Source organism: Limnoglobus sp. (assembly GCF_059499385.1).
This window is the reverse complement of record NZ_JCABYM010000018.1, coordinates 57,682-80,618: the sequence shown is the minus strand read 5'-3', so window position 1 is coordinate 80,618 and position 22,937 is coordinate 57,682. Positions and strand designations below refer to the sequence as shown.

General features: G+C 67.9%; 20 protein-coding genes and 1 pseudogene. 12 read left to right on the top strand and 9 right to left on the bottom strand.

The window, feature by feature from the left end:
- Window positions 1-2 precede the first annotated feature (2 nt).
- From AC5JJ2_RS03145 to AC5JJ2_RS03120, 6 genes are all read right to left on the bottom strand, one after another.
- Complete coding sequence (locus AC5JJ2_RS03145; RefSeq protein ID WP_495856501.1) at window positions 3-653, bottom strand: TIGR04282 family arsenosugar biosynthesis glycosyltransferase; 651 nt, start codon at window positions 651-653, stop codon at window positions 3-5.
- A complete protein-coding gene (gene arsS, locus AC5JJ2_RS03140) occupies window positions 650-1,693 on the bottom strand; it encodes an arsenosugar biosynthesis radical SAM (seleno)protein ArsS (protein WP_495856500.1) in 1,044 nt (347 codons plus the stop codon). The genes AC5JJ2_RS03145 and arsS overlap by 4 nt, the downstream gene beginning before the upstream one ends.
- A gap of 33 nt (window positions 1,694-1,726) precedes the next feature.
- On the bottom strand, window positions 1,727-2,677 hold the full coding sequence (locus tag AC5JJ2_RS03135) for a DUF1559 domain-containing protein (protein WP_495856499.1): 951 nt from the start codon (window positions 2,675-2,677) through the stop codon (window positions 1,727-1,729).
- A gap of 46 nt (window positions 2,678-2,723) precedes the next feature.
- Window positions 2,724-3,899, bottom strand: a complete 1,176-nt coding sequence (locus AC5JJ2_RS03130) for a DUF8838 domain-containing protein (protein ID WP_495856498.1) — start codon at window positions 3,897-3,899, stop codon at window positions 2,724-2,726.
- Window positions 3,900-3,948: 49 nt separating this feature from the next.
- Window positions 3,949-4,902 carry a DUF3179 domain-containing (seleno)protein gene (locus tag AC5JJ2_RS03125; protein ID WP_495856497.1) on the bottom strand — a complete coding sequence of 318 codons (954 nt, stop codon included), beginning with the start codon at window positions 4,900-4,902 and terminating at the stop codon, window positions 3,949-3,951.
- A gap of 74 nt (window positions 4,903-4,976) precedes the next feature.
- Complete coding sequence (locus tag AC5JJ2_RS03120; protein ID WP_495856496.1) at window positions 4,977-5,819, bottom strand: DUF547 domain-containing protein; 843 nt, start codon at window positions 5,817-5,819, stop codon at window positions 4,977-4,979.
- Between the two features lie 175 nt (window positions 5,820-5,994).
- Here AC5JJ2_RS03120 and AC5JJ2_RS03115 point away from each other — a divergent pair, with 175 nt between their 5' ends.
- Window positions 5,995-6,159 (top strand): hypothetical protein, encoded by a 165-nt coding sequence (locus AC5JJ2_RS03115; protein WP_495856495.1) that lies wholly within the window; start codon window positions 5,995-5,997, stop codon window positions 6,157-6,159.
- 6 nt (window positions 6,160-6,165) lie between these two features.
- Here AC5JJ2_RS03115 and AC5JJ2_RS03110 read toward each other — a convergent pair whose 3' ends face one another.
- The 3 genes from AC5JJ2_RS03110 to AC5JJ2_RS03100 all read right to left on the bottom strand — a co-directional run bounded on the left by AC5JJ2_RS03110 (window position 6,166) and on the right by AC5JJ2_RS03100 (window position 10,530).
- A complete protein-coding gene (locus tag AC5JJ2_RS03110) occupies window positions 6,166-7,839 on the bottom strand; it encodes a hypothetical protein (protein ID WP_495856494.1) in 1,674 nt (557 codons plus the stop codon).
- Window positions 7,836-8,612, bottom strand: a complete 777-nt coding sequence (locus AC5JJ2_RS03105) for a glycosyltransferase family 2 protein (protein ID WP_495856493.1) — start codon at window positions 8,610-8,612, stop codon at window positions 7,836-7,838. Before AC5JJ2_RS03105 ends, AC5JJ2_RS03110 begins: the two co-directional genes overlap by 4 nt.
- Window positions 8,613-10,059: 1,447 nt before the next feature.
- Window positions 10,060-10,530, bottom strand: coding sequence for a thioredoxin family protein (locus AC5JJ2_RS03100; RefSeq protein ID WP_495856492.1), 471 nt, complete (start codon window positions 10,528-10,530; stop codon window positions 10,060-10,062).
- Window positions 10,531-10,849: 319 nt separating this feature from the next.
- Here AC5JJ2_RS03100 and AC5JJ2_RS03095 point away from each other — a divergent pair, with 319 nt between their 5' ends.
- The 11 genes and pseudogenes from AC5JJ2_RS03095 to AC5JJ2_RS03045 all read left to right on the top strand — a co-directional run bounded on the left by AC5JJ2_RS03095 (window position 10,850) and on the right by AC5JJ2_RS03045 (window position 22,707).
- Window positions 10,850-11,518, top strand: coding sequence for a HEAT repeat domain-containing protein (locus tag AC5JJ2_RS03095; protein ID WP_495856491.1), 669 nt, complete (start codon window positions 10,850-10,852; stop codon window positions 11,516-11,518).
- Between the two features lie 12 nt (window positions 11,519-11,530).
- A pseudogene (locus AC5JJ2_RS03090) lies at window positions 11,531-11,884 on the top strand (peroxiredoxin family protein); the annotation flags it as partial.
- A gap of 63 nt (window positions 11,885-11,947) precedes the next feature.
- Complete coding sequence (locus tag AC5JJ2_RS03085; protein WP_495856490.1) at window positions 11,948-12,091, top strand: hypothetical protein; 144 nt, start codon at window positions 11,948-11,950, stop codon at window positions 12,089-12,091.
- A gap of 18 nt (window positions 12,092-12,109) precedes the next feature.
- A complete protein-coding gene (locus AC5JJ2_RS03080) occupies window positions 12,110-12,280 on the top strand; it encodes a hypothetical protein (protein ID WP_495856489.1) in 171 nt (56 codons plus the stop codon).
- A 62-nt stretch (window positions 12,281-12,342) separates the two neighbouring features.
- Window positions 12,343-13,008, top strand: coding sequence for a nitroreductase family protein (locus AC5JJ2_RS03075; RefSeq protein ID WP_495856488.1), 666 nt, complete (start codon window positions 12,343-12,345; stop codon window positions 13,006-13,008).
- A gap of 291 nt (window positions 13,009-13,299) precedes the next feature.
- Window positions 13,300-14,292 carry a DUF1559 domain-containing protein gene (locus AC5JJ2_RS03070; protein ID WP_495856487.1) on the top strand — a complete coding sequence of 331 codons (993 nt, stop codon included), beginning with the start codon at window positions 13,300-13,302 and terminating at the stop codon, window positions 14,290-14,292.
- A 168-nt stretch (window positions 14,293-14,460) separates the two neighbouring features.
- Window positions 14,461-14,739 (top strand): TfoX/Sxy family protein, encoded by a 279-nt coding sequence (locus AC5JJ2_RS03065; protein WP_495856486.1) that lies wholly within the window; start codon window positions 14,461-14,463, stop codon window positions 14,737-14,739.
- 137 nt (window positions 14,740-14,876) lie between these two features.
- Window positions 14,877-15,458 carry an RNA polymerase sigma factor gene (locus AC5JJ2_RS03060; protein ID WP_495856485.1) on the top strand — a complete coding sequence of 194 codons (582 nt, stop codon included), beginning with the start codon at window positions 14,877-14,879 and terminating at the stop codon, window positions 15,456-15,458.
- A complete protein-coding gene (locus AC5JJ2_RS03055) occupies window positions 15,455-16,240 on the top strand; it encodes an anti-sigma factor family protein (protein WP_495856484.1) in 786 nt (261 codons plus the stop codon). Before AC5JJ2_RS03060 ends, AC5JJ2_RS03055 begins: the two co-directional genes overlap by 4 nt.
- Before the next feature lie 12 nt (window positions 16,241-16,252).
- Window positions 16,253-20,914, top strand: a complete 4,662-nt coding sequence (locus tag AC5JJ2_RS03050; RefSeq protein WP_495856483.1) for an efflux RND transporter permease subunit — start codon at window positions 16,253-16,255, stop codon at window positions 20,912-20,914.
- A gap of 164 nt (window positions 20,915-21,078) precedes the next feature.
- Window positions 21,079-22,707 (top strand): TolC family protein, encoded by a 1,629-nt coding sequence (locus tag AC5JJ2_RS03045; protein ID WP_495856482.1) that lies wholly within the window; start codon window positions 21,079-21,081, stop codon window positions 22,705-22,707.
- Window positions 22,708-22,937: the final 230 nt, after the last annotated feature.

Sequence of the window (22,937 nt, the reverse complement as noted above, 5' to 3'; positions counted from 1 at the left end):
GATTAGCCCCCCGTTCCGGTTGCGGTCGGCGAGGTGATTGCTGTGCCAGTGCTTCGACAATGTGCAACCCAATCGGCCCAGGTGTCGATGTCGTCCCGGGGAGGCAGGAGGTCGGTTCGCCAGTTGTGGTCGTGACAGCGGAGGAAGTGATCGTGCAAGGTATCCGGACTCGACCAGCGGATGGCGTCGAAGAAGCCGTCTAGGTAGCGGGCCGTGCCGACCAGGTAGTAGCCGCCGTCGCTGGTCGGGCCGAAGACCGCGTCGTATTCCCGAAGTTGGACGAAGGCTTGCCGGATTAGGTCCGCGTCGATTTCCAGGCAATCCGACCCGATGGCCAAAACTGGTGCGTTCGTCTGGTGAAACCGCCGGAACCCTGCATCAAGCCGATCCCCGAGATTGCCGGCCGGCTGCCGCCACCAACCATCGACGAATGAAGCCCACGGGAAAAACGCTTCGGCGTCAGCCCCGTCGATCGCCCCGATGATCGCGACGGAAGGGCGGAGCGGCTGGAGCGCGGTGAGTACCTGCCCGATCCACCCGCGGTAGAGGTCGGCCGCCCGATCCGGCCCGACCGTCGCGGCCAATCGCGTCTTCACCCGGCCCGGTTCGGGGTACTTGAGGTAGACGAGGACCGTTCCGCTCCGGAGACTCATGACGCGATGGCCCCCTGACAACTCGACCCGCTACCCGCCGTGCAGCCGTAGCAGTGCTGGCCGGTCACGATCCGTCGAGCCGACAGCGCCGCCGCATCGAAGTCGCGGATGTGCCGCGGTTGCCCCGGCACCAGGGGTAGTTCGAGCATCTGGTTGAAGTCGCAGTCGGACAGCGTTCCGTCCCAGTTGACCGAGAGCGTGGTGCGGCACATGACACCCTCGGCGGCGGCGGGGTTGAATGCCTCGATCAGTTTGTTCATGTACGCATCGTGCTTCCCACTCCGGAGCAAATCGTCCAGGAACCGGCTGATCGGCATGTTGGTGATCGTGTAGAGCCGCGTGAACTCGATCCCGAACCGCTCGGTGAGTTCCTTTCGGTACGCGGCTTCCAGTTTCGCTTGCTGGGGAGGCAGGCTCGGCCCGAGCGGGTTGTACACGAGCGAAAGGCTCAACCCGCTCTCAGGTTTCCCGTAACCGAGGACGTTGAGTCGTTGGAGGGCGGTGACGGATTTCTCGAACACGCCGTCGCCGCGTTGCTGGTTGGTGTTATCGGGGCCGTAACACGGGAGCGAGGCGACGACTTCGACGCGATGCTCGGCCAGGAACTCGGGCAGGTCGGTGAATCCGGGTGCGAGGAGGATGGTCAGATTGCACCGGTCGATGACGTGCCGGCCGAGTTTCCGGGCTTCGGCCACCAGCCAGCGGAAGTACGGGTTCATCTCGGGCGCGCCACCGGTGACATCCAGGGTCGGGATGCCCCCGCTCTCCATCGCATCAAGGCAGAATTGCATCGTCTCACGGGTCATGGCCTCGCGGCGATCCGGCCCGGCGTCCACATGACAATGGCGACAGGTCTGATTGCACTTCTTGCCGACATTCACCTGAAGCACGCCGATGCCCGTCGCCCGGAGTTCGCCAAGTCCGGCCCGAGCGAGGTGGTCGTCGAACCGGGGGTGTCCCCCCGGCGCGTTAATGACCTGCAACTGGAGCGCGGGCCGGGCGAGAGGGTGCCCCTGTCGATGGAGCGAGAGATTCGTCATGACAGTTCCGTGTTGGTGGATCCGGCGGGTGTGTTAATCCTGGGTAGAGACTTCGCCGCCGCTGCGGGTGACGAGCTTTCGGAGTTCGCGCGGGTCGATGGACTCCTTCAGGAACGCGACGTGACCGTCGCAGAAGACGACGTGTCCGCCGCCGGGATGGAAGCTGAAGATCTCCTCGTTCGGCCCGCAGTTGTTCACCGTCCACGAGCAACTCGCCGGCCCCCCGAACGGAGTCCGGCTGTTGTTCACCCCCATCGAGATCCCGTACGCGCAATCCGGCTCGGCCCACCGGTACACCTGCCGCATCCCGCCGAGCGGGTCGGGATAGGGCATGGTCATCGACTCGTTCCTCCCCACGTCCTCCCCGATGGCGATCGTATTGCTCGTACCATCCGTGATCGACAGGACGGACTGTCGCCCCAAAATCAACCCGCCGTTGGCACGGGAGAACTTGTTTCGGAGACCGGTCGTGGGGTCGATGTCGGTGTAGTAGATCGGCCCGTAATCCGTGCAGCCGTAGCCCTGAGAGTCGATTGCCCGCGGGCGGAGCGGGTTACTCGGACAGATCAGGATCGAGAGCACCGTCTTCGCCGCGGTCTGGTTGCCTGGCGTGGCGTTGTACGCCTTCGTCAGGTCGAACTGCCGGTAGACGTTATCCTGCTCGACGTACGGGAGCAAAAGGGTGAACGTGCTGTGCAACTCGAACGCGACCGAGGGCGGGCTGGTTGCGTAGTTCGTGCCCTGGCCGCTCGACGGCAGATAGCCGTTTGCGCTCTCGTAGTTGTGCAGGCCGATGCCGAGTTGCCGGAGGTGGTTCTGGCACTTCGCCCGGTTGGCCGCCTCACGAACCTTCTGCACGGCGGGCAGAAGCAGGCCGATGAGGACGGCGATGATGGCGATCACCACCAACAACTCGATCAGCGTGAACCCGCTCCGCCGCGACTGCAACAACCAAGCACTTCTCGCTCGGACTCTGCGGATCATCCTTGCTCCTCCAAACGCTCGGGGGGGTGATGGGTGCTGGGTGCGGTCAGCAACACGCCTGGCCCGAGCAACCGCCTGCCGACTCGGTGGTCGCGTCGTAGTTCTGTCCCTTTGTCTCGCGCGGGTGGCGGCGGGCCGACCGCTTGCAGTCGAACGGCCCCGCCTGGTCGGGCGGAACGACTTCCAGCGGCTCGACCGGCTCAAAGGCTTCGCCGTACGGGTCACGCCGCAGCAGGTGGAACGTCTTGTCGCAGACGGCGATCCGCTCCCCGCGGACGAACCGGTGGCCGTCGTCATCCTCCACCGCCTTGAACGGGCCGCGGTACACGAGGGCCTGGTTCCGCTCCAGGCACGGCCCCTGCTTCCCCTTGTGGGCTAGCACTGTGACCGAGCGGAACTCGATCCCCCCGACCACCCGCCACGGCTGCCGTTCCCGCTTCACCAACTCGATGCCGTGGAACCCGGCATCCTCGAACGCCTTCAGGAACTGGTCCTCCCGGAACGCCCCGGAGATGCACCCGGACCACAGTTCCGGGTTGCGGCGCAGCTCGTCCGGCACGTCCTCGTCGGCGACGATGTCGCTGATGGCGGCCCGGCCGTGGCGATTGAGGACGCGGAAGATCTCGGCGAACAGTTGTCGCCGGTCCTCCGGGCGGACGAGGTTGAGGACGCAGTTCGACACCACGCAATCAACGCTCTCGTCGGGGACCAGTGGGTGTTCCCGTCGGAGGCGGGCTTCGGCGGACCGGAGGCGGTGCCAGTCGCTCACCGAGACGACCGGGTGAGCGCCGAGGTCCGTGGCCAGGCGGTCGAGGTCCAGGCCGAGGTCCTGGATCATGCCGTTGCGGAATTCGACGTTGTCGTACCCCAGCCGGCGGGCGACTTCGGGCTTGTTCCGCCGGGCGAGGGCCAGCATGTCCGGGTTGCAATCCACGCCGATCACCCGGCCCCTCGCCCCGGCGACTTGGGCGGCGATGAAGCACACTTTGCCGCCGCCCGCCCCGAGGTCGAGCACCGTGTCCCCCGGCCGCACGAACGGTGTCGGGTCGCCGCACCCGTAGTCCCGCTCGATCACCTCGTCGGGGATCGCGGCGAGGTACGCCGGGTCGTACTTCACCGGGCAGCACAGCGCTGGTTCGACCGCCTTCGCGCCGGCTCCGTACCGCTCGCGGACCGCGTCCTCGACGAACCGTCCGGGATCGGTCTGTAGTCGCGTGCTCATGCTCTCTCATCTCCTTCACGAGCGGTCCCGACTCGCGGGACACCGGTTTCTACTTTTCGGACGAGTACGTCTCGGTCTTCGGGTGAAACTTCACCCACACGTCGCGGTACGAGACGATCCCGTTCAGCGGGGCCAGGTACTCGCCCTTGAGCGGCCCGGCGGTCGCCCGCCCGCTCGTCGGCTCCCAGGCGCTTCCGGTCTCCTTGTCGCGGATCCCCTTCGCCCCACCCTCGAACGTCAGTTCTTTGTCGCCGACCTTGCGGGAGAACAGCCTAGCGGTCACGCTCCCCGCGTCGAACAGCACGGCCACCGGCTTGTCCCGCCAGGTGTCGTTGATGGCCGGGGTCTTCGCCAGCGCGTCGAACCGCCACGCCTTCGCCTTGTCGCCGCTGGCGATCCCGAGGACGAAGCGTTCCGGCTTCTGGTAGAAGTCGGTCTTGTACTCCTTGCTCGACCGGCTCAGCATCACCACCGTCCCGTCCGCGTGCTCCTTGCTCCACGTCTTCCAGTCCGTCATGACGCACGGCACCTGTTCGAGCGTCTCGCCCTTCAGCTTGCCCTGCATCGCCTCCCCGAGGATGTGGCTCCACAGGGTTCCGGTCTCCTTGTCGTACATCACCAGGCTCCGGTTCCAGAGCATCCCGGACACGCCGAAGGTGAGCTTCTGCTTCTGCACGTCGGCGGCATACACGATGCCGTTGTGGCAGAGGTGTCACCACGTCGCGGCGATCGACTTGCCGCCGAGGGTGTCGTTCAGGATCTCCCGCCGCGGCCCGGTCAGCATGTTGACCGGGTACGCCCGCGACTCCTTGCCGACCGTGACCCCGATGACCAGCTCGGCCGGGTTCAGGTCTTTGCCCACCTCGCTCACCTTCTTGACCGGAAACTCAGTGAGCGGCGGGAGCGGGTCGAGCACTTTCTGGGGCCGGAATTCGCCGGCCTTGGGCTGGGCGACGACGGCACTCGCGCTCCCGGCGAGTCCGACCGCAGCGAGAGCGTACATCAAGAAGGCTCGGGAGTGATTCCGGCGCATGGAACACCTCATAGCGATGGACGGGAGACGAAAGGCCCGACCGGTTACTTCCGGGCCGGGGACTGGTCGTTGAGCGCCCAGTCATAGTCGAGGTACTTCACGGTCACCCCCGACCCGGCGACCCATGCGGTATCGTCCGGCTTGGGGAAGTGCTTGCGGACGGCGGCCAGTTGTTCGGGGGTGGTAGCCGCGAAGTCCTTGCCGAACCATTCGATGATCTGGGAGATCTGCACCGTGCGGGTCCGCGGATCCAACTTCAGGTTGGCCGAGTTGGCAAAGAACGCCTTCGCGCTCTCGTCTAGTTGCTCCCCTAACTTGTCGGCGGTGAACGCCTTGTTCCGCAGCGGCGGGCAACCGACCGACGCGCAGACGATGGCGAAGTGAATCCGCGGCTCGCCGAGTTTGCGGAGCACCTGATGCTCGATGTCGTCGAGGGACACCGGCCGGCTGTCCACGACGAGGAGCAGATCCTTCCAGATGTTGTACCCGACCGCCTTCGCCGTGTGGTTGCGGATGCTGGTCGTGGGGTGCTCCCGCAGGATGCCCCGGATGGTCACGGCGTTGTAGGCGTTGATCCAGTACGCGAGTTGTCCCTCCTTCGTCGCCGCCTTGGCCAGGTCCACGCACCCGAGCGCCACGAGGTAGTCGTCGAGCGCCTTCACGTCGGCGTCGGCCGCCTTCCACTTGGCGTAGGCCACCATCCCCTTGTCATCGACGTACTTCTGGAGCAGGGTGTCGAACGACGAGTGGTCCACGGCCGATAGGGCCAGGCGGTCCTTGCCCTTGCACGCCCGGCCGACTTGCACCTTGTCTCCGGCCCGGCCCACGCCGGCGAGGCCGAAGAAAACCACCGCGGACACGGCCGCAATGCGCATGGAAACCGGCATCTGTCGCCCTCCGTTGTTCGCCCGACACGATCCGTCAGGTCGGTTCGCTAACTGTAAGCGCTTCATCCGCGGGGGTCTGTGAGCTACCCCACAGACGCCAATGATTCACAAGCCGAGAATGCGACCGTGTTGATTCCGGGGAGTTCCCCCCACTTCGATCTGAAAGGACCGCGTCATGTTCCGCGTCAAGTTGCTGGCCGCCCTGATCGGACTGTTCACGCTGGCCGCCGTCGGCTGTACCGACTCGTCCGGCCCGACGAACAAAACGAGTTCGTCCGCCAAGTCGCAGGCCGACGGGAAGGGAACGCCCGCGGCGGCCGACGGCAGCGGGGCGAAGTAACCGACGCTATGTCGCTCCCGTCCGGCGGCCTCGCGGTCGCGCCCAACAGGTCTCGACCGCGAGGATCGCGAAGAACGGCAGGTACTCCAGCCAGACGACCCCGAAGTCGAACGAGTCGTGGGCGGCCCGCAGCGACTCCTCGGTCCCGGCCGCCCGGTACTCCATCCAGAACCGCACGTAGTAGCCGAGGGCGAGGCCGGGGAGTAGCCACCACGCCCGCCGCCCGGCGAACGCGATCAGCGGCAGCCCCCAGAGCAAGTACCACGGGTTGGCCGCACTGGTCATCAGCCAGGCCCATCCCAGCGTCAGGAACGCGGCCCGGAGCAGGCCGCGCCGCGTGGGCCTGCGGTACACGCCGATGGCCAACCCCAGCCCCAAGACCACGAGCGCGAAGCCCATTACGCCCTGGGCGATCAGAAACGCCGCCTTCTTCTCTGTCACCGAGACGCCCGCGGCCCCGAGCGCGTCGCGTACCGCCGCCACGCACCGCACTCGCGTGCCGTCCGGGGTCAGGACGAACCACCGCTCGCCGCCACCGGCCGACGCGGGCCGCACGTTTTCGTGAACGATCATGAACAGGAAGTCGTTCATCTCCCACCGGCCCAGGAACGTGCCCAGCCCTGTCACGGGGGTATTCCCCGACTCCGCCGAACGCGTGGAAAGAAACGGGGCGTAACCGCCGAGGACGACCGCCGCGCACGCGACCAGCGGCAAGACGCCTCGCCTTCCCCACCGGGCCAGCAGGTACGCCGCGACCGCGGGGCCGAGTACGACCGGGTAGCTCTTGGCGAGTACCCCCAACCCGAGCAGGCACCCGCCGGCCGCGGCGGGCTTCCACGCGCCGGCCTTCGGCCGCCGGGGGATCGAGATGAAGCCGTAGACCGCGGCCGTGGTGAAGAACACGGCGATCGCGTCGAGGTGGGCCGAGTTCGACAACTCCTTCATGACGAGCGGGCACCAGGCGTACCCGACGCACCAGCAGTCGGGAAGCCGGAGCCGTCGGAGAATGGCGATCACCACGGCGAGCGTGCCCAGGTCGAACGCGAGGAGGAACAGCTTCAGGACGAGCGTGTGCGTTTCGAGCGAGGCGTCGGCCGGCGTGACTGCGGCCACGGTCGCGAACACGACCTGAGCGGCCGGCGGGTAAATCGTGGGGACTTCCCGGTGGTGGACACGGTCGAACACCGTCCGCGCTGTCGCCGAGCGGTTGGCCAAATCCCACAGCCTCGCCGTTTCGCTCTCCGGTGGCAGCGCGGGTCCGAGTTCCTCGATCTGGCTCGCCGAATACCGGAACGGGTTGACGCCCGACGCCAGGACTTGCCCGTCCCACAGGTAGCGGTAGTAGTCGATCTCCTGGATCGGCACCGAGGGGAGGAGCAGTAGTCGGAACGCGACCGCGTAGCCCACGATCTGCCAGAGGTGAGACGGTCCGATTGCAGGGATGCGTGCGCGCCGGACGAGCAACCGCCGCGCCACGGCCAGGTACGCGACGAACGCGACGAGGAACGACGCGAGGACCGCAGGGATCGGTCGGTCCGCGTGTCCCTCGCCGTACCGGAACTGAAAGCTCAGCCCGAGCACGGCGGCGTAGCAGACCAGCGACACGAAGCCCGCCCGAGAGATGAAGCGGGCGACCGGGTCGCTTCCTACCCGGCCGCCCGCGGGGGGCGGAGGTGTCATCGCACGGAGACCTCCACGGCATCCGTGCTGGGCACCGGGCTGCTCTCGACGGCCGGTCGCAGTGGGGCGAAGCCGTACCGCGCGATCAAAGACAGGATTTTGTACCCGGCCTTGATCGTCCCCCCGACGGTGCCGCTGATCTTGCTGACGCCGATCCGGCGGCGGTAGCTGACGGGCACCTCCCGCACCCGCAGGCCGGCGCGAACCGCTTTGATTTGCATCTCGACCGTCCAGCCGTAGTTCCGGTCGCACATGCCGAGTCGGCAGAGTGCGTCCCAACGGATGGCCCGGAACGGGCCGAGGTCGGTGTAGTTCGCACGGAACAGGAGCTTCATCAGGAAGCAGGCCAGGCGGTTGCCCCACACGCTTTGCAGGGGCATCGCGCCGCGCTCCCGCCTCCCCGCCAGCCGCGACCCGATGACCAGGTCCGCTTCGCTGGATCGAATCGGGGCGAGGAGAAGTTCGAGTTCGTCCGGGTGATCGCTGTAGTCCGCGTCGAGGAACACCACCACGTCCGGGGGGCCGTTCGACCGCTCCGCGAGTTCGGCCAAGCCCCGTAGGCACGCCGCCCCATACCCGCGGCATGGCTCGTAAACGACCCGCGCCCCGCCCGCGGCGGCCACCTCGGCCGTCCAGTCGGTGGACCCGTTGTCCACGACGACCACCTCCCCGACCGGCGGGCGGGGGATGTCCCGGAGGACGAGCGGGAGCGACCGCTCCTCGTTCAAGGCCGGGATCACGACCGCGACGGTGTCGGCTGCGAGTTCGGTCATGAAATACTCGGTCATGGCATCCTGCCTTATTTCGAGAGGTGAGTCGGTGACCCACGGGTGTTCAGTTCGACTCGGTTGGGCAAGTCTACCCGAGTGTGGGCCGCGGTTCGGTGAACTGGCTCACATCATCGCCGAGACGGCGAACGCGATCCGTGAGGTAACGCACAGACTCGCCCCGGGTGGCGGAAATACACTCGACTCCGGCCGCTCGAACCACGCTTCCGCCACGACTCCGTGAGTGGCAGCCTTGCTAGCGAAAGGGAACCGATGACTACGCGCCACTTGCTCGGGGGACTGGCCTGGGTTGGGTGCCTTGCCGCATCGGTTGGCATCGGTCTCATCCCCGGCGACTATATCGGGGAATCCCTGTGCGGGGTCTGGGGCTGTTTCCCGCCCGTCCAGGCACTGGTATCGCTCCACCTCTTGTGGCTGTCCGCCCTCATGCCACCGGCGGTAGCCCTCGCCCGTCGTCGGCCGGGCGCGGTCGCCCGCCGTTCGGGTGCGTTCCTCGTGGTCATCGGCCTTTTGTCCGTCGCCTGCGTCGTGGGCGGCGGGCTGACGGACTGGTGGTACTCGCCCGCGGACCCGGAATATCTTCGCTACGCCGTTCGGCGGGCGGGCTACTCGCTGGCCACGAGGACCGAGGTACCGGCGATTCAACTGGTTGTGACGGGGGTCGCGGTGGTGATCGCGGCCCGTCGGCGGTCAGGTACGGAAAGTCCGGCGTACACGGACACCCGACCGCCGACGGACTCGTACGAGACGTCATGACCCGACGGGCGTTCACCGCCCGCCGGACCCCTCCGTCATTCGGGACAAGATCCCGCCCCCGCCCCCGCTCGACGAGCCGGAACTCGAACCGGTCGAGCGGCAACCGGCCGCCGTCGCCATCACGGCGACCGCGATCAGCAGGGCCAACTTCCATGAGCGTTTCATCAGAGCCTTCCTTTCGTTCGCGTGGAGTGAACGACGCCCGAACGGGACCATACCCGAAGGCATCGAAGAACGTGTGGGAACTTCCGCCGTGATCGGTTATCGGGAACCCGAACCTTCGCCGCGTGAGCCACCCGCGGCCGGGGGGAGCACGACCGGCGACCGCGAGCCAGAACCGTCCGACGGCACGTACGTCGGATTGGCCGGCATGTAGCCGGGGTTCGCCGCGGCCGGTGCGTACCGGGGGGCCGCGCCGCAGGAACCGTTGCGGCACCCCGAATCGGACCGGCAACCGGTGACGGCGGCCGCGACGAGTGAGGCGGCGAGAATCAGTCGGGACTTCTGAATCATCGGAACATCCTTTGTGCTTGGATCACGCCCGAGCCGTCCTGGCCCGGGAACCGCCGCCGGTTGCCCCGACGTCAGTCGCCGAAGTCGTTATCGACCCGCCGAGGGTCGCGTCTGTGTGAGGCTCCGCACACTCAACGGATTCCGGGACACCCGCTGTCTTGGTTCACTTCTGCATAGACCGGCTCGTGAGCGTGGCCTTCTCCCGGTGCGCGCGGAGGAGTTTCTCGGTCTGGCGGAGGGCGGCCGCCATCTCGTCCGCCGTCTGATACCCTCGCGCCGTGTGGAGGATAGTGCCGTCTGGTGCGGCGAACACGAGGGTCGGAAATGCCTCGACCTTGAGCGCCCGCACCAGTTCGCGGTTTCGGGCGGCGTCCATCTTGCCGGTGACGTACCCGCGAGCGAGTGTTTCGGCGACCTCCCGATTTCGGAAGGTCGTCGCGTGCAGTTTCTTGCACCACGAGCAGTCGTCCGACCCGATGGACAGCACGATCGGGAGGTTCTTGTCGGTCGCCGCCTGGCGGACGCGGGCGTAGTCGGTCTCCCAGGCGGTCGGCTCGTCGCCCGCGGACGCCGGCCGGCGACCGGCCGCGAGTGCCAGGAACACCAGAAGCGCCGCTCGTCGAGAAGTTCTCATGTCTCAGGTTCCCTCACCGGTCCAGACAGTTCGTCGGGATCGGGTCCGCGACCCGAAGTCCGCGCCCGGCTGCACTCGGAACATCGTGTTGAGCACTATGCCGACTCACCGTATTCGCTACTGTGAGGTGCATTACCGTCCCGTCGGCCGATCCGGCCGACCGCCGGCGAATTCGGCGAAAGTGGCATAACTCGCCTCACCAGCGAACGTGATTGGGGAGGCGATATCATCGACAAGTGACGTGTCTGTGAGGTAGCTCACGGATGCGAAGCAAAAACTCGCCCAGACTGATTTCTACCACCTCCAGGAGGACGTAACGATGCCGTATGTGTCACGATTCATCCTGGTCGGTCTGCTGGCCGGATCGACCTATGCCCGCGCGGCGGATCCGCCGCCCGAGCCGGCGGACATCATCCGCACGTTCGAGAAGGTGTGGGTCGCCCCGAAGGGGTACATGCGCCCGCTCGACGACGCCGGGTGGAAGGCCCGCATGACGGCGTTCAAGCGACTCGCAGAGGCCGGCGAGAAGGCGATCCCGGCCCTGACCGAGGCTCTCTCGAAGGGCGATCCAGAGACTCGCGTGTTCGCGGCCCAGGCACTCGGGCTGATGGCCGACGCGAAGGCGAAGCCGGCCCTCGAAGCGGCGTTGCAGGACAAGACGCCGGCCGTCCGCCTGTACGCCCTCGACGCCCTGAGCATGTTCGGCAAGTTGGCACCGACTGACGAGTTGAAGGCGATGAAGGAGAAGGACGCGAACCGGGACGTGAAGGCCCACGTCGGCTTCGCCCTCGACCGCGACGACAAGCCAGACCCCGCCGCGTTGAGGAAGACGCTTGCCGGGTACGACCTCGCCAAAATGGATACGGCCGTCGTCGGCAAGGCGGCCCCGGAGTTCGAGTTGACCGACGCGACCGGGAAGGCGTACAAGCTCGCCGACTTCAAGGGCCAGAAGGCGGTGGTGCTGGTGTTCGTCTACGGCGACACCTGACCGGTCTGCCACGGCCAACTCGCGCAGTTGCGCGACAAAGTTGCCGAGTTCGAGAAGCGGAACGCCCAACTCCTCGCCATCGACCCGCACGAGTCACACCGCGTCCGGCACATGCTCCGGGACGTGGGCACCAAGGCGGACGAAGTCCTCTACCCCGTCCTCGCCGACCCGGTGAACGCCGTCAGCGCCACCTACGGCGTGGCGTTCCAGATGGGTATTCACACGGAGTGGTCGAACCGCCCCGCGACGTTCGTCATCGACAAGGCCGGCGTGATCCGATACGAGAAGCGGGGAACGGCGTTCGGCGACCGGCCGAAGCCGGCCGACCTCCTCGCCGAGATCGACAAGCTCGCGAAGCGGAACTGACGCCGCCCGGTTCGCGGCAAGACGCCCCGTGTTTCGGTCCCTTTCATCCCTCGGAGTGTTTCCATGCACAAGCCGCTCTGTCTCGTCGGGCTGATCGCCCTCGCCGGCTGCAACGGTGCGCCGCCGGCCCCCACCCCGTCCGCCGCGACCGCGCCGGGCGAGAGTGACGGCCGGGCGTACACCCTGCTCGTCCCGAACATGACCTGAGGGGGGTGCGCCGCCTCCGTGCGAGGCGCTCTGACCCCGGCCGACGGGTTCTCGAACGTCCAGACCGACATCGCGAACACCACCTGCCGGTTCAACTACGCGAAATCCGAAACCGAGCTGACGGCCAAGCTCGACGAACTGGCCAAGGCCAACTCCCACCTGCGCGAGTGGAAGCAGAAGCCGGACTGATCGTTGACTTCGGGCGGGGTCCGGTCGGTATCCCGCCCTCGTTTCCGGGGAGGTTGAGCATCGTGCCCGCACCGACGTTCGAGCCGCTCGCCTTCCAACATTACCCGGCCGAGGAGACGGCCCTGCGGGCGGCGGCATTCCACAAGCAACTCAGCCGCCGGCGAACCGTCCGCCACTTTTCCGATCGCCCGGTGCCCCGCCCGGTGATCGAGGACTGTCTGCGGGCGGCGGGCACCGCACCGAGCGGGGCGAACCTGCAACCGTGGCACTTCGTTGTCGTGGCGGACCCGGAGTTGAAAGCCCGCATCCGCCGCGCCGCCGAGGACGAGGAACGGGAGTTCTATGCCCGCCGCGCGCCCCAGGACTGGCTCGACGCGCTGGCCCCGCTCGGGACCGATGCGAACAAGCCGTTCTTGGAAGTCGCCCCGTACCTGATCGCCGTGTTCGTTCAACCGCACGGGCTGACCGCGACCGGCCGACCGCTCAAGCATTACTACGCCCAGGAGTCGGTCGGCATCGCCACCGGGTTCTTGATCGCCGCGCTGCACCACGCCGGGCTGGCCACCCTGACGCACACGCCCAGTCCGATGGGGTTCCTGACCGAACTGCTCGGCCGGCCGCAGCACGAACGGCCGTTCCTCCTGCTGGTGGTCGGCTACCCGGCCGACGACGCGGTGGTGCCGAAGATCGCCAAGAAGCGGTTGGACGAGATCGCCACGTTCCGGTAGCGGTGGTGGGGGCTTCACTTTCCACAACCAACACACTTCCAGCCCAGCTTTCTCAACAAGCGCCTCGAACCTTGTCTGGAGCGTGGCTTTCGATTTCGCACCGCCCGCTGGTGATCGGCCTCGAACGCAGGTCCACTTCGGCTCGCCAGCGCACACCTCGCTCGCCCGATACGGCTCGCGGAGATCAGCGGCATACTCCAGAAAAACGCCTTTGACTTAGTCGAAGCTACTGATTTAATTAGTCTAGACTAACAATCCGAGTTCGCCCATCCTATCTCACGGGTGAAGCTGATGTGCCGGTCCAGAAAATCCCGCCTCGCCGGGTTCACGCTGATCGAGTTGTTGGTGGTGATCGCGATCATCGCGATCCTGATCGGCCTGCTCCTCCCCGCCGTCCAGAAGGTCCGCGAGGCCGCCGCCCGCGCGAAGTGCCTGAACAACCTGAAGCAGATCGGCCTCGGCCTGCACAGTTACCACGCGGCCTACGGCCACTTTCCGGCGGGCTTCTCGGCCAGCACGGCCCCGAACACCCTGCTCCGGCAGTCGGATTTCACGCCGGGCTGGAGCTTCTTCTACCACATCCTCCCTTATGTCGAGCAGGACAACCTTCACCGCACCATCAACCAGAACCTGCCGATCCTCGACCCGGCGAACAAGGCCGGGCGGGAGACCATCGTGCCGGTCTACGTCTGCCCGAGTGACGACGCCCCGCGGCTCATCAACCTCACGGACTCGGGGAACACCACCTGGACGCCGCCGAACACCTTCAACTATCCGCCTCCGGCCAGCCCGCTGACCGTGTTGGGACAGGCGAGTGTGTCGAGCTACGCCGGGTGCCTGGGGACGCTCGGGTACGAGGAGCAGCCGTTCACCGGGGTGTTCCACCGGAACAGCAAAGTGCGGGTTGAGGACATTACCGACGGCTCGTCGAATACAATCGGCGTCGGCGAGCGGACGAGCCGGTTCTCGCCGAACAGTTGGGTCGGCCCGGTGTGGCAGCAAGAGACGGTCTACGCCCCGACAGCACCACGCTACAATCCGGCGCAACCGAGCTTCCAGGTGCGGGCCACCCCGACGGCGGTTCTGGTCCACGTCCGCATCACGTCGCTCCAGCCGAACCACCCGGACAACAGTCCGGGCAGCTTCTTCTCCAGCCACCAAGGGGGGGCACAGTTCCTCAATATGGACGGCTCGTCCCGCTTCGTCTCTTCGTCGGTGAGCATCGAGAACTACCGCGCGCTGTGCAGCCGCAACGGCGGCGAGATTCTTAGTGGCGACTACTAACCAGCCTCTTTCCCATCCGCTGTCCGAACGGTGACGAACATGAACGTCGAGACGCCCGCATCCGCGACCAGAACGAGCCGCATCGCCTCTTCCGGAAACTGATGTCCCACACCAGGCTCGTCGATTCCTCGACCGGAACGGCACCTTCGAGTTCGTGTGACCTGCGCCATGACCGATGACGACACGCCGACCGACGAACTTCCGAACCTCGGCCCGACCTCGGCGGCTTGGCTGGCCGAGGCGGGCATTCGGACCCTCCACGACCTCACACAGGTCGGGGTCGTCGCCGCGTACCTGATGGTCCGGCAGCGGAGGCCGGAGGCCACGCTCAACTTGCTGTACGCCCTCCACGGGGCCGTCACCCGCACATCTTGGGCGAAGCTGTCGGCCGCGACGAAGGCAGACCTCAAACGTCAGGTGGACGAGCATTTCAAGTCGGGATCGTGATCCCGTCGTGACTTTCCGCCCGGCATCGCATTTCCCCGCTCGCGGGCCGGAATGGTCGTGCCCGTCGGAATAATCCGGCCAGGGTCGGACATTACCAAGAAGGGTACGGCCGGCGATTCTGCCCCGGAGGTGGCCGCGTGGCGAAGGCCGCGAAGGCGGAACGTTTCCTGGAACACCTGCAACCGCTCCAGCGGAAGCTGGAGGGGTACTGCCGCCGCATGGCGTACTCCGCCGACGCCGTGCCCGACATCCTGCAATCCGCCGTCGCCACCGCCTTCCGGGACTTCGACCTGTACGCCGAGGGGACCAACTTTCCGGCCTGGGTGTTTGGCTACCTGCACCGAGAAATCCAGAACGCCAACCGCCGCCACCGCAAGCACCAGGGGGACGGCGAACCCGCGGACGTGACCGCCCCGGACCACTGGTCGCCGCCGCACGAGCTGCCGGTCCACCGGCTGCTGCTCGACGCGCCGGAGGTCGTCCTGGACCGGTGCGACGCCGACCTGGCTGGGGGAGTGCGAATGCTCCGGCCGCTGGAGCGGTCGGTCCTCTTGCTCCACGCCGTCGGCGAGTTCAAGTACCGCGAGGTGGCGGACATCCTGGGCGTGCCGATCGGGACCGTGATGAGCGGCCTGGCTCGCGCCCGCCAGCACGTCCGCGAGCACTTGGCGTCGCTCGCGCCCTCTGCCGACGCGACCCGGAAGCGAGGTGAGTCATGACCTGCACCGAAGCCCGACAGCACTGGCACCTGTACCACGACTCCGAGGGGGACGCCCGGCTCCACCTGGAGGTCGAGGACCACCTGGCCGGCTGCCCGGCGTGCGCCGAGTGGTTCCACCTGCAAAGCCGGCTCGAAGGGCTGGTCGCCGAGAAACTGGCCGAACCCGCCGCCGACGCGGCCCTGTGGGGCAAGGTGCTCGTCGGGGCGGGACTGCGGCAACCGCGGTCGGTGCGGCCGTGGTTTTGGCTCTCCGGCGTGGCTGCCGCCGCGGCTGTGGTTCTGCTGCTTGTCGGCGGCCTGGGCCACTTCGGTCGCCGAGGCCCGTCGGCCGATCTCGCCGCCGTCTCGGCGTCCTGGCACGACCGCCTCCAGTCGGGGGGCGAGCCGCTCCAGTTCGCCAGCACCGACGACCGCGAGGTCGAGGCGTACCTGAAGGGCCGGGTGCCGTTCCCGGTGCGGTGCCCGCCGCGGAAGGACGCCGGGTTCGCGGTCCGCGGGGCCGGGGTGCGGGAGGTCGAGGGACGGCCGGCCGCGTACCTGAGCGGGACGGTCGGGGACGTGCCGGTGTCCATCCTCGTCCTGCCCCGCGATTCCCTGCCGTCCTTCCCGGCCCAGCACGCCGCCCTCCGCGAGCGGGGGCTGATGCACTCGCCGGCCGGCCCCTACGCGATGGTCGTCCGCGAGTTCGACCGGAACGCCATCGTCGTCGTCGGCCGGGCCGACCCGCCCGCCCTGGAGCGGGTGGTGAACGCCTACGGCTCGTACCCGGACCACAACTGAGGCGGACGCGACATGGACGCACCGACGACGGAACCCGCGATGGTCCCCCTCTCCCCGGCCGAACCCGAGTCCGGCCGCGCGGGCTGGCTCGTCCGCACGGCCGTGTTCAACCCGTACCTGGTGATCGTCTTCTGCCTGCTCACGGCGGTCATCGGCGGGATCACGATCACCATGATCCCGGTGGACATCCTGCCGTCCTTCAAGACGCCGGCCGTCCAGGTGCTCACGCTCTATCCGGGGATGCCGACCGAGATCATGGAGCGGGACATCACCAACCGCATCGAGCGGTGGACCGGCCAGTCCGAAGGCATCGCCCATCAAGAGTCCCGGACGATGATGGGCGTCTCCGTCGTCAAGGACTACTTCCGCGACGACATCGACCCGAACACGGCGTTCTCGCAGGTGACGAGCTACGCCATGAGCGACCTGTACTACCTGCCGCCGGGCACCGTTCCGCCGATGGTCATGCTGTTCGACCCGGCTGCCCCCACGCCGACGGCGCTGCTGGCCGCGTCGAGCGACGTGCTGGACGAGAAGGAGAGCTACGACCTGGCCTACTTCAACGTGCGGAACATGCTGTCCGGCTCGCCGGGCGTGGTCGCCCCGGCGGTGTTCGGCGGCAAGCTCCGCCGCATCTACGTCTACCTCGACCCGGTCAAACTCCAGGCCCGCGGGCTGTCCCTCATGGACGTGCAGCAGGCGATCAAGCGGGCCAACCTAATGATCCCCACCGGGAACGCCAAGATCGGCGACCGCGACTACATGGTGGACATGGCGAACATGGTCCACAAGGTGGACGACCTGAGCCACGTCGTCGTCAAGATGGACGGCGGCAAGCCGGTGTACGTGAGCGACGTGGGCGAGGTGAAGGACACGGCGGCCATCCAGACGAACGTGGTGCGGATCAGCCGCGGGCCGAGTTGGGAGGGCAAGCGGCAGGTGTTCATCCCCATCTTCCGCCGGCCGGGGGCGAACACCATCGAGGCGGTGGACGGGGTGAAGCAGCGCATCCCCGAGTTCCAGTCGCGGCTGCCGGTGAAGGAGGGGCGGACCGACTCCGGGCTGAACCTGGACGTGGTGGCCGACCAGTCGGTGTTCGTCCGCCAGGCGATCAGCAACCTCGCCTGGGAGGGTGTATTAGGGGGTGTGCTCGCGTGCCTCATGGTGCTGGTGTTCATCGGCAGCGTGCGGTCCACGGTGGTCATCGCCCTCACCATCCCGCTGTCGGCGCTGATCGCCATCGCCGCGCTCTACTTCACCGGGCAGTCGCTCAACGCCATGACCCTGGGCGGGCTGGCGCTGGTGATGGGTCGGCTGGTGGACGACCCGATCGTGGACATCGAGAACACGTTCCGCCACCTGGCTATGGGCAAGCCGCCGGTCCGGGCGGCGCTGGACAGCGCGGCCGAGATCGCCATGCCGGTGCTCGTGGCGACCATCGCCACCGTGGTGGTGTTCCTGCCGGTGGTGTTCCTGTCGGGCATCGGCAAGTTCCTGTTCACCCCGCTGGCTCTGACGGTGGGGTTCGCCATGTTCGCCTCGTACCTGCTGTCCCGCACCCTCTCCCCGGCGTACTGCGCGTATTTCCTGAAGGCCCACGACCACGCCAAGAAGCCGGCCCGGCTGTTCCGGGTGTTCGAGGCCGGGTACGCCCGGCTGCTCGCCGGCTACCGGTGGCTGCTCGGCGTCGCCCTCCGCGTCCGGTGGCTGACGGTCCTGGGGGCGGTCGGGCTGTTCGGGGCGTCGTTCCTCATCTACCCGTTCCTCGGCCGGGAACTGTTCCCCGTCACCGACGCCGGGCAGATCGTCATCAACGTGCGGGCCGAGTCGGGCACCCGGATCGAGAAGACCGAGGAGCTGACCAAGCGGATCGAGCAGGAGATCAAGGCCGTCATCCCGGAGGCCGACCGAGAGATGATTGTCGTCGATATCGGCGTGCTGTACGACTGGCCCGCCGGGTACACGAGCAACTCCGGGCCGATGGACGCGACGGTGCTGGTGCAACTCAAGCCGAAGGGCGAGCGGAAGGTGTCCAGCCAGGAGTACGCGAGCCGGCTCCGCGGCCGGTTCGCCGAGACGTTTCCCGGCGTCGAGTTCGCGTTCAACACCGGCGGCATGGTCGCCGCGGCGCTCAACTTCGGCCTGCCCGCCCCGATCAACGTGCAGGTCGAGGGGCGGGACATGAAGGAGCAGTACCGCATCGCCAAGGAACTCCGCGACCTGATCCGCCGGGAGGTGCCGGGGGCGGTGGACGTGCGGGTGCAGGAGTTGATCGACTACCCGACCATCCAGCTCGACCCGGACCGCACCAAGATGGCCTACTCCGGCATCACCCAGGACGACGCGGCCAAGAACCTGATGAGCGTGCTGAACAGCTCGACCACCTTCGACCCGGCCTTCTGGCTCGACTACAAGAGCGGCAACCATTACTTCGTCGGCGTCACCTACAAGGAGGCCGACATCAAGTCGTTCGAGACGCTGAAGCAGGTGCCGATCACCGGCCGGGACGCGACCGGGCCGGTGCAACTCCAGAACCTGGTGGCCGACCCGAAGCTGACCACCTCGGCGGTGGAGGCGAACCACGTCTCGCTGGCGCGGGTGATCAACGTGTACGCGAACGTCGGGCCGGGGCGGGACGTGGGGTCGGTCGCCGCCGACATCGAGCGGGTGCTCTCGAAGTGGGGGAAGCGCGGGGCCGACGTTCGCGGGGTGGGCGTCTGGTCGGTGCCCGACCCGAAGAAGCCGGGCGAGTCGCTCGGCGGGTACGCCGTCAAGCTCCGCGGCGAGGTGTCGCGGACGAAGGAGTCGTTCACCAGCCTGGGGTTCGGCATGGTCCTGGCTGTGCTGCTCGTCTACCTGGTGATGGTCGCCCAGTTCCGCTCGTTCCTCGACCCGTTCATCGTCCTCATCGCCGTCCCGCTCGGGCTGATCGGGGTGTTCGCCGTGCTGCTCTTGACCGGGACGACCATCAACGTGCAGTCGATCATCGGCGTGATTTTCATGGTGGGCATCTCGGTCACGAACTCGATCCTGATCGTCGAGTTCGCCAACCGCCTTCGGGCCGAGAAGGGGCTGTCCCCCCGCGACGCCGTGTTCGAGGCGAGCGCCGTGCGGCTGCGGCCGATCCTGATGACCGCCCTGGCCGCCGTCGTCGGGTTACTCCCGCTCGCCCTGCACGAGGGGGAGGCGACGACGCCCCTCGCCCGCGCGGTGATCGGCGGGCTGAGCGTGTCCACGGTGCTGACGGTGTTCGTCGTCCCGTGCCTGTACGTCCTGTTCAAGGGCCGGAAGGCCGCGGCTGGAGGAAACCGGGCCGCCCCCGGCCGGACCGCCGCGGTCGGGTTGGTCATCCTGCTCGCCACCACCCTGTGCGTGGGGTGCGACCGTGGGAAGCCGACTCACCCCGCGACGGTGCAGGCAGCACCGTCTCTGACCGGCGAAGGGGTGCGGGTCCGCACGGTCCGCACGGTCCGCGAACACCTGAAACGGGTGACAACCCAGCCGGCCCACGTCGAGCCGTTCGAGAAGATCGACGTTCATGCCAACCTGTCCGGCTACGTCGCCCGGCTCGGCCCGGTGAAGGGACCGGACGGCAAGGAGCGGGACATCGACATCGGCGACCGCGTCGAGAAGGGGCAACTACTCTTGGTCATCTCCGCCCCCGAGTTGGGCCAGGACGTGAACGAGAAGCGGGCGATGATCGAGCGGGCGAACGCGGAGGTGAAGCAGGCCGAGGCCGCGAAGCTGTCGGCTGACGCGGCGGCGAAGGCGGCGGCCACCCGCATCACCCAGGCCAAGGCCGACTTGGCGAAGTGGGACGCGGAGGTGAAGTTCCGCCAGGGCGAGGCGCAGCGGTACGAGCGGCTGGCGGCCGAGCGGACGGCCACCCCGGAGCAGGCGGCCGAGAAGACGAACCAGTACCGGGCGGCGGTCGCCGGCCAGGCCGCCGCCCAGTCGAACCTGGCGTCCGTCGAGTCCGACCTGGCCGTCGCCGAGGCGAAGAGGGTCGAGGCGGCAGCCGCCGTCGAGGCGGCAACTGCCCGCACAAAGGTGGTCGCCGCCGCCCACGGCCAGGCCCAGGCACTCTACGCCTACACCGAGGTCCGTGCCGAGTTCGCCGGAGTGATCACCCGCCGGGCGGTGGACCGGGGGGCGTTCGTCCGCTCGGGCACGACGACCCCGGCGAAGCCGCTGTTCACCCTGGCCCGTGTGGACCGGGTGCGGGTGGTCGCGGACGTTCCCGAGACGGACTCGGCGGCGGTGACCGTCGGTCAGCCGGCCGCGATCCGCATCGACGCCCTCCGCGGGCAGACGATCCCCGGCCGGGTGATGCGGCTCGCCGACGCGCTCGATTCATCGACCCGGACGATGCGGGTCGAGGTCGAGCCGGATGCGCTCCCAGCCGGGCTACGGGCCGGGCAGTTCGGAACGGTGGCGATCACCCTCGCCGACCACCCAGGGGCGGTGATGATCCCCGCGAGCGTGTTGATCGCGGGCGAGAAGCCGGCGGTCCTGATCGTCGAGAACGGCAAGGCCGTCCGCCGCGACGTGACCGTCGGGCTGAACGACGGCATCCGGGTGCAGGTGACCGCCGGACTGACCGGCGACGAGACACTGATCGCCGACGGCAAGGACGGCGTCCGCGACGGCCAAGCAGTTGAAGTCGTGAAGTAGGCTGGTAGGCGAGCAAGGCGTGTCGGTCGCCGGTGGCGACCCGAGCCGACTCACGTCTCCAGCTTCACTGGTTTTCCAGGCTTGCGAAGGATTCGCAAGTTCCCCGGCCGCGCGGCCGATACAAGTTGTGTCCGCGCGGCGTCTCACGGACGGGGGTCGAGTCGATGGAACGGAATCCGAATTGTTGCTCCGGGCGATGGCTCCCCCCGGCCCTGTTCGCCCTGACGCTCGCCGGCTGCGCGACTGGGACTGGCGAAGTCGTGGGGCCGGCGGCCGGTCCGCCCGCCGCGGAAACGACGGCCTACTACGGGTTGAACCCGAAGCCGCAGCCGGCCGCCGTCTCTCCCCTTCCGAATCCGGCCAAGTCGCCGATCCGACCCGTCCGCCACGACGAGCCGAAGGCGGATTCGGCCGCCGTGCCCGGTTCGGTCGCCAAACTGCCTGGGCCGTTGCCCGCGCCGACCGAGTCCTGCCCGATCGACCTGCCGACCGCCCTGCGGCTGGCCGGGGCGAACAACCTCCAGATCGCCCTCGCGGCCGAGCGCCTCCGGGCGGCCGAGGCCCGGCTCGACGGGGCGAACGCCCTCTGGCTGCCGAGCGTGAACGTCGGGGCCGGGTACAACTCGCACGCCGGCCGCATCCAGGACACGACCGGGCAGATACTGGACGTGCGGCGGGACTCGCTGTTCGTCGGCGGCGGGCCGGTGGTCGGCAACTTCCCGCTCCCCGGCGGGGCCGGGCCACCGCCCCGCCTGTTCATGGGCATACCCCTGGCGGACGCGGTGTTCACCCGCCTGGCCGAGCGGCAACAGGTGGCCGCGAACCGGGCCGATACCGCCGCAGCCCTGAACGACAACCTGCTCCGGGTCGGGCTGGCCTACCTGGACCTGTTGGCCGCCCACCAGCAGGCCGGAATTGCTCGGGACGCGGAGGCGAACGCGAAGGAACTGGTTCGGCTTGTCGAGAGCCGGGTGAAGGCCGGCACCACCTTGCCGGCCGACGGCCTACGGGCGACGGCCGAACTCGCGGACCGGGAACGCCAGTCCCGCCGCGCCGAGGAGTGGGTGCGGGTCGCATCCGCCGAACTCGGGCGGTTGCTCCGCCTCGACCCGGCGGTCATACTTGTCACCGCCGAAACGCAGCCGGCCGCGATTGACCTTGTCGATCCCGACACCCCCTTCCTCGCGCTCGCCGAGCAAGGGTTGACGCAGCGGCCTGAGATGGCGCGGAATCAAGCTCTCGTCAAAGCCAGCCTGGAGCGGCTGCGGCAAGAGAAGTGGCGGCCGTGGGTGCCGTCGGTGGCGGTCGGGTACAGCGCCGGCGGGTTCGGGGGCGGGACCGGGAACGAGTTCGGGCGGTTCGGCGGCCGGGGGGACTTCGACGCGGTGCTGGCCTGGGAGTTCCGCAACCTGGGCGTCGGCAACCGCGCCCTCCAGCGGGAGCGGTCGAGCCTCCTCGCCCAGGCGAACCTGACGGCCGAGCAGACGCACGACGACATCCTGGCCGAGATCGCCCGCGCCCACAGCCAGGTGAAGTCCCGCCGGGACCAGATCGAGGCCGCCCGCCGCCAACTCGCCGCCGCGGCCGAGGCGCTGCCGTTGAACTTCAAGGGGATCGTCGGCGGCAACCTGCGCGCCATCGAAGGGCAGCAGGCGGTTCAGGCACTCGCCGCCGCGCAGGCCCAGTACCTGACGAGCGTGGTCGAATACAACCAGGCTCAGATGCAGTTGCTTCGAGCTATCGGGCTGCCGCTCGACGCCGGTCGGCGTGGCGGGGATGCGGGAACGAGATAGCTGCGATCCAGCACGGACGAGCCGGAGATTTATCAAGTAACGGGGAACGCGATGGTGGACGACTTCCGCTGCGAGTTATCGGGAATCATCCTCAGCCGGTCGTTTACGACGCACGACCAACAACAGCACCGGTTGCCCTCAAAACGGCTTGGCGGGCTTGGCGTCTCTGCGCGCTTAGGCACCAACCGCGTATCGCCGATCCTCTGGATTCGTGTAGCTCACGAGTCGTT

What these genes read in the sequence shown, in the direction of transcription:
- AC5JJ2_RS03145 (WP_495856501.1), bottom strand. Translation starts at nt 653, where the DNA reads ATGAGTCTCCGGAGCGGAACGGTCCTCGTCTACCTCAAGTACCCCGAA.
- arsS (WP_495856500.1), bottom strand. Translation starts at nt 1,693, where the DNA reads ATGACGAATCTCTCGCTCCATCGACAGGGGCACCCTCTCGCCCGGCCC.
- AC5JJ2_RS03135 (WP_495856499.1), bottom strand. Translation starts at nt 2,677, where the DNA reads ATGATCCGCAGAGTCCGAGCGAGAAGTGCTTGGTTGTTGCAGTCGCGG.
- AC5JJ2_RS03130 (WP_495856498.1), bottom strand. Translation starts at nt 3,899, where the DNA reads ATGAGCACGCGACTACAGACCGATCCCGGACGGTTCGTCGAGGACGCG.
- AC5JJ2_RS03120 (WP_495856496.1), bottom strand. Translation starts at nt 5,819, where the DNA reads ATGCCGGTTTCCATGCGCATTGCGGCCGTGTCCGCGGTGGTTTTCTTC.
- AC5JJ2_RS03115 (WP_495856495.1), top strand. Translation starts at nt 5,995, where the DNA reads ATGTTCCGCGTCAAGTTGCTGGCCGCCCTGATCGGACTGTTCACGCTG.
- AC5JJ2_RS03110 (WP_495856494.1), bottom strand. Translation starts at nt 7,839, where the DNA reads ATGACACCTCCGCCCCCCGCGGGCGGCCGGGTAGGAAGCGACCCGGTC.
- AC5JJ2_RS03105 (WP_495856493.1), bottom strand. Translation starts at nt 8,612, where the DNA reads ATGACCGAACTCGCAGCCGACACCGTCGCGGTCGTGATCCCGGCCTTG.
- AC5JJ2_RS03100 (WP_495856492.1), bottom strand. Translation starts at nt 10,530, where the DNA reads ATGAGAACTTCTCGACGAGCGGCGCTTCTGGTGTTCCTGGCACTCGCG.
- AC5JJ2_RS03095 (WP_495856491.1), top strand. Translation starts at nt 10,850, where the DNA reads ATGCCGTATGTGTCACGATTCATCCTGGTCGGTCTGCTGGCCGGATCG.
- AC5JJ2_RS03085 (WP_495856490.1), top strand. Translation starts at nt 11,948, where the DNA reads ATGCACAAGCCGCTCTGTCTCGTCGGGCTGATCGCCCTCGCCGGCTGC.
- AC5JJ2_RS03070 (WP_495856487.1), top strand. Translation starts at nt 13,300, where the DNA reads ATGTGCCGGTCCAGAAAATCCCGCCTCGCCGGGTTCACGCTGATCGAG.
- AC5JJ2_RS03065 (WP_495856486.1), top strand. Translation starts at nt 14,461, where the DNA reads ATGACCGATGACGACACGCCGACCGACGAACTTCCGAACCTCGGCCCG.
- AC5JJ2_RS03055 (WP_495856484.1), top strand. Translation starts at nt 15,455, where the DNA reads ATGACCTGCACCGAAGCCCGACAGCACTGGCACCTGTACCACGACTCC.
- AC5JJ2_RS03050 (WP_495856483.1), top strand. Translation starts at nt 16,253, where the DNA reads ATGGACGCACCGACGACGGAACCCGCGATGGTCCCCCTCTCCCCGGCC.
- AC5JJ2_RS03045 (WP_495856482.1), top strand. Translation starts at nt 21,079, where the DNA reads ATGGAACGGAATCCGAATTGTTGCTCCGGGCGATGGCTCCCCCCGGCC.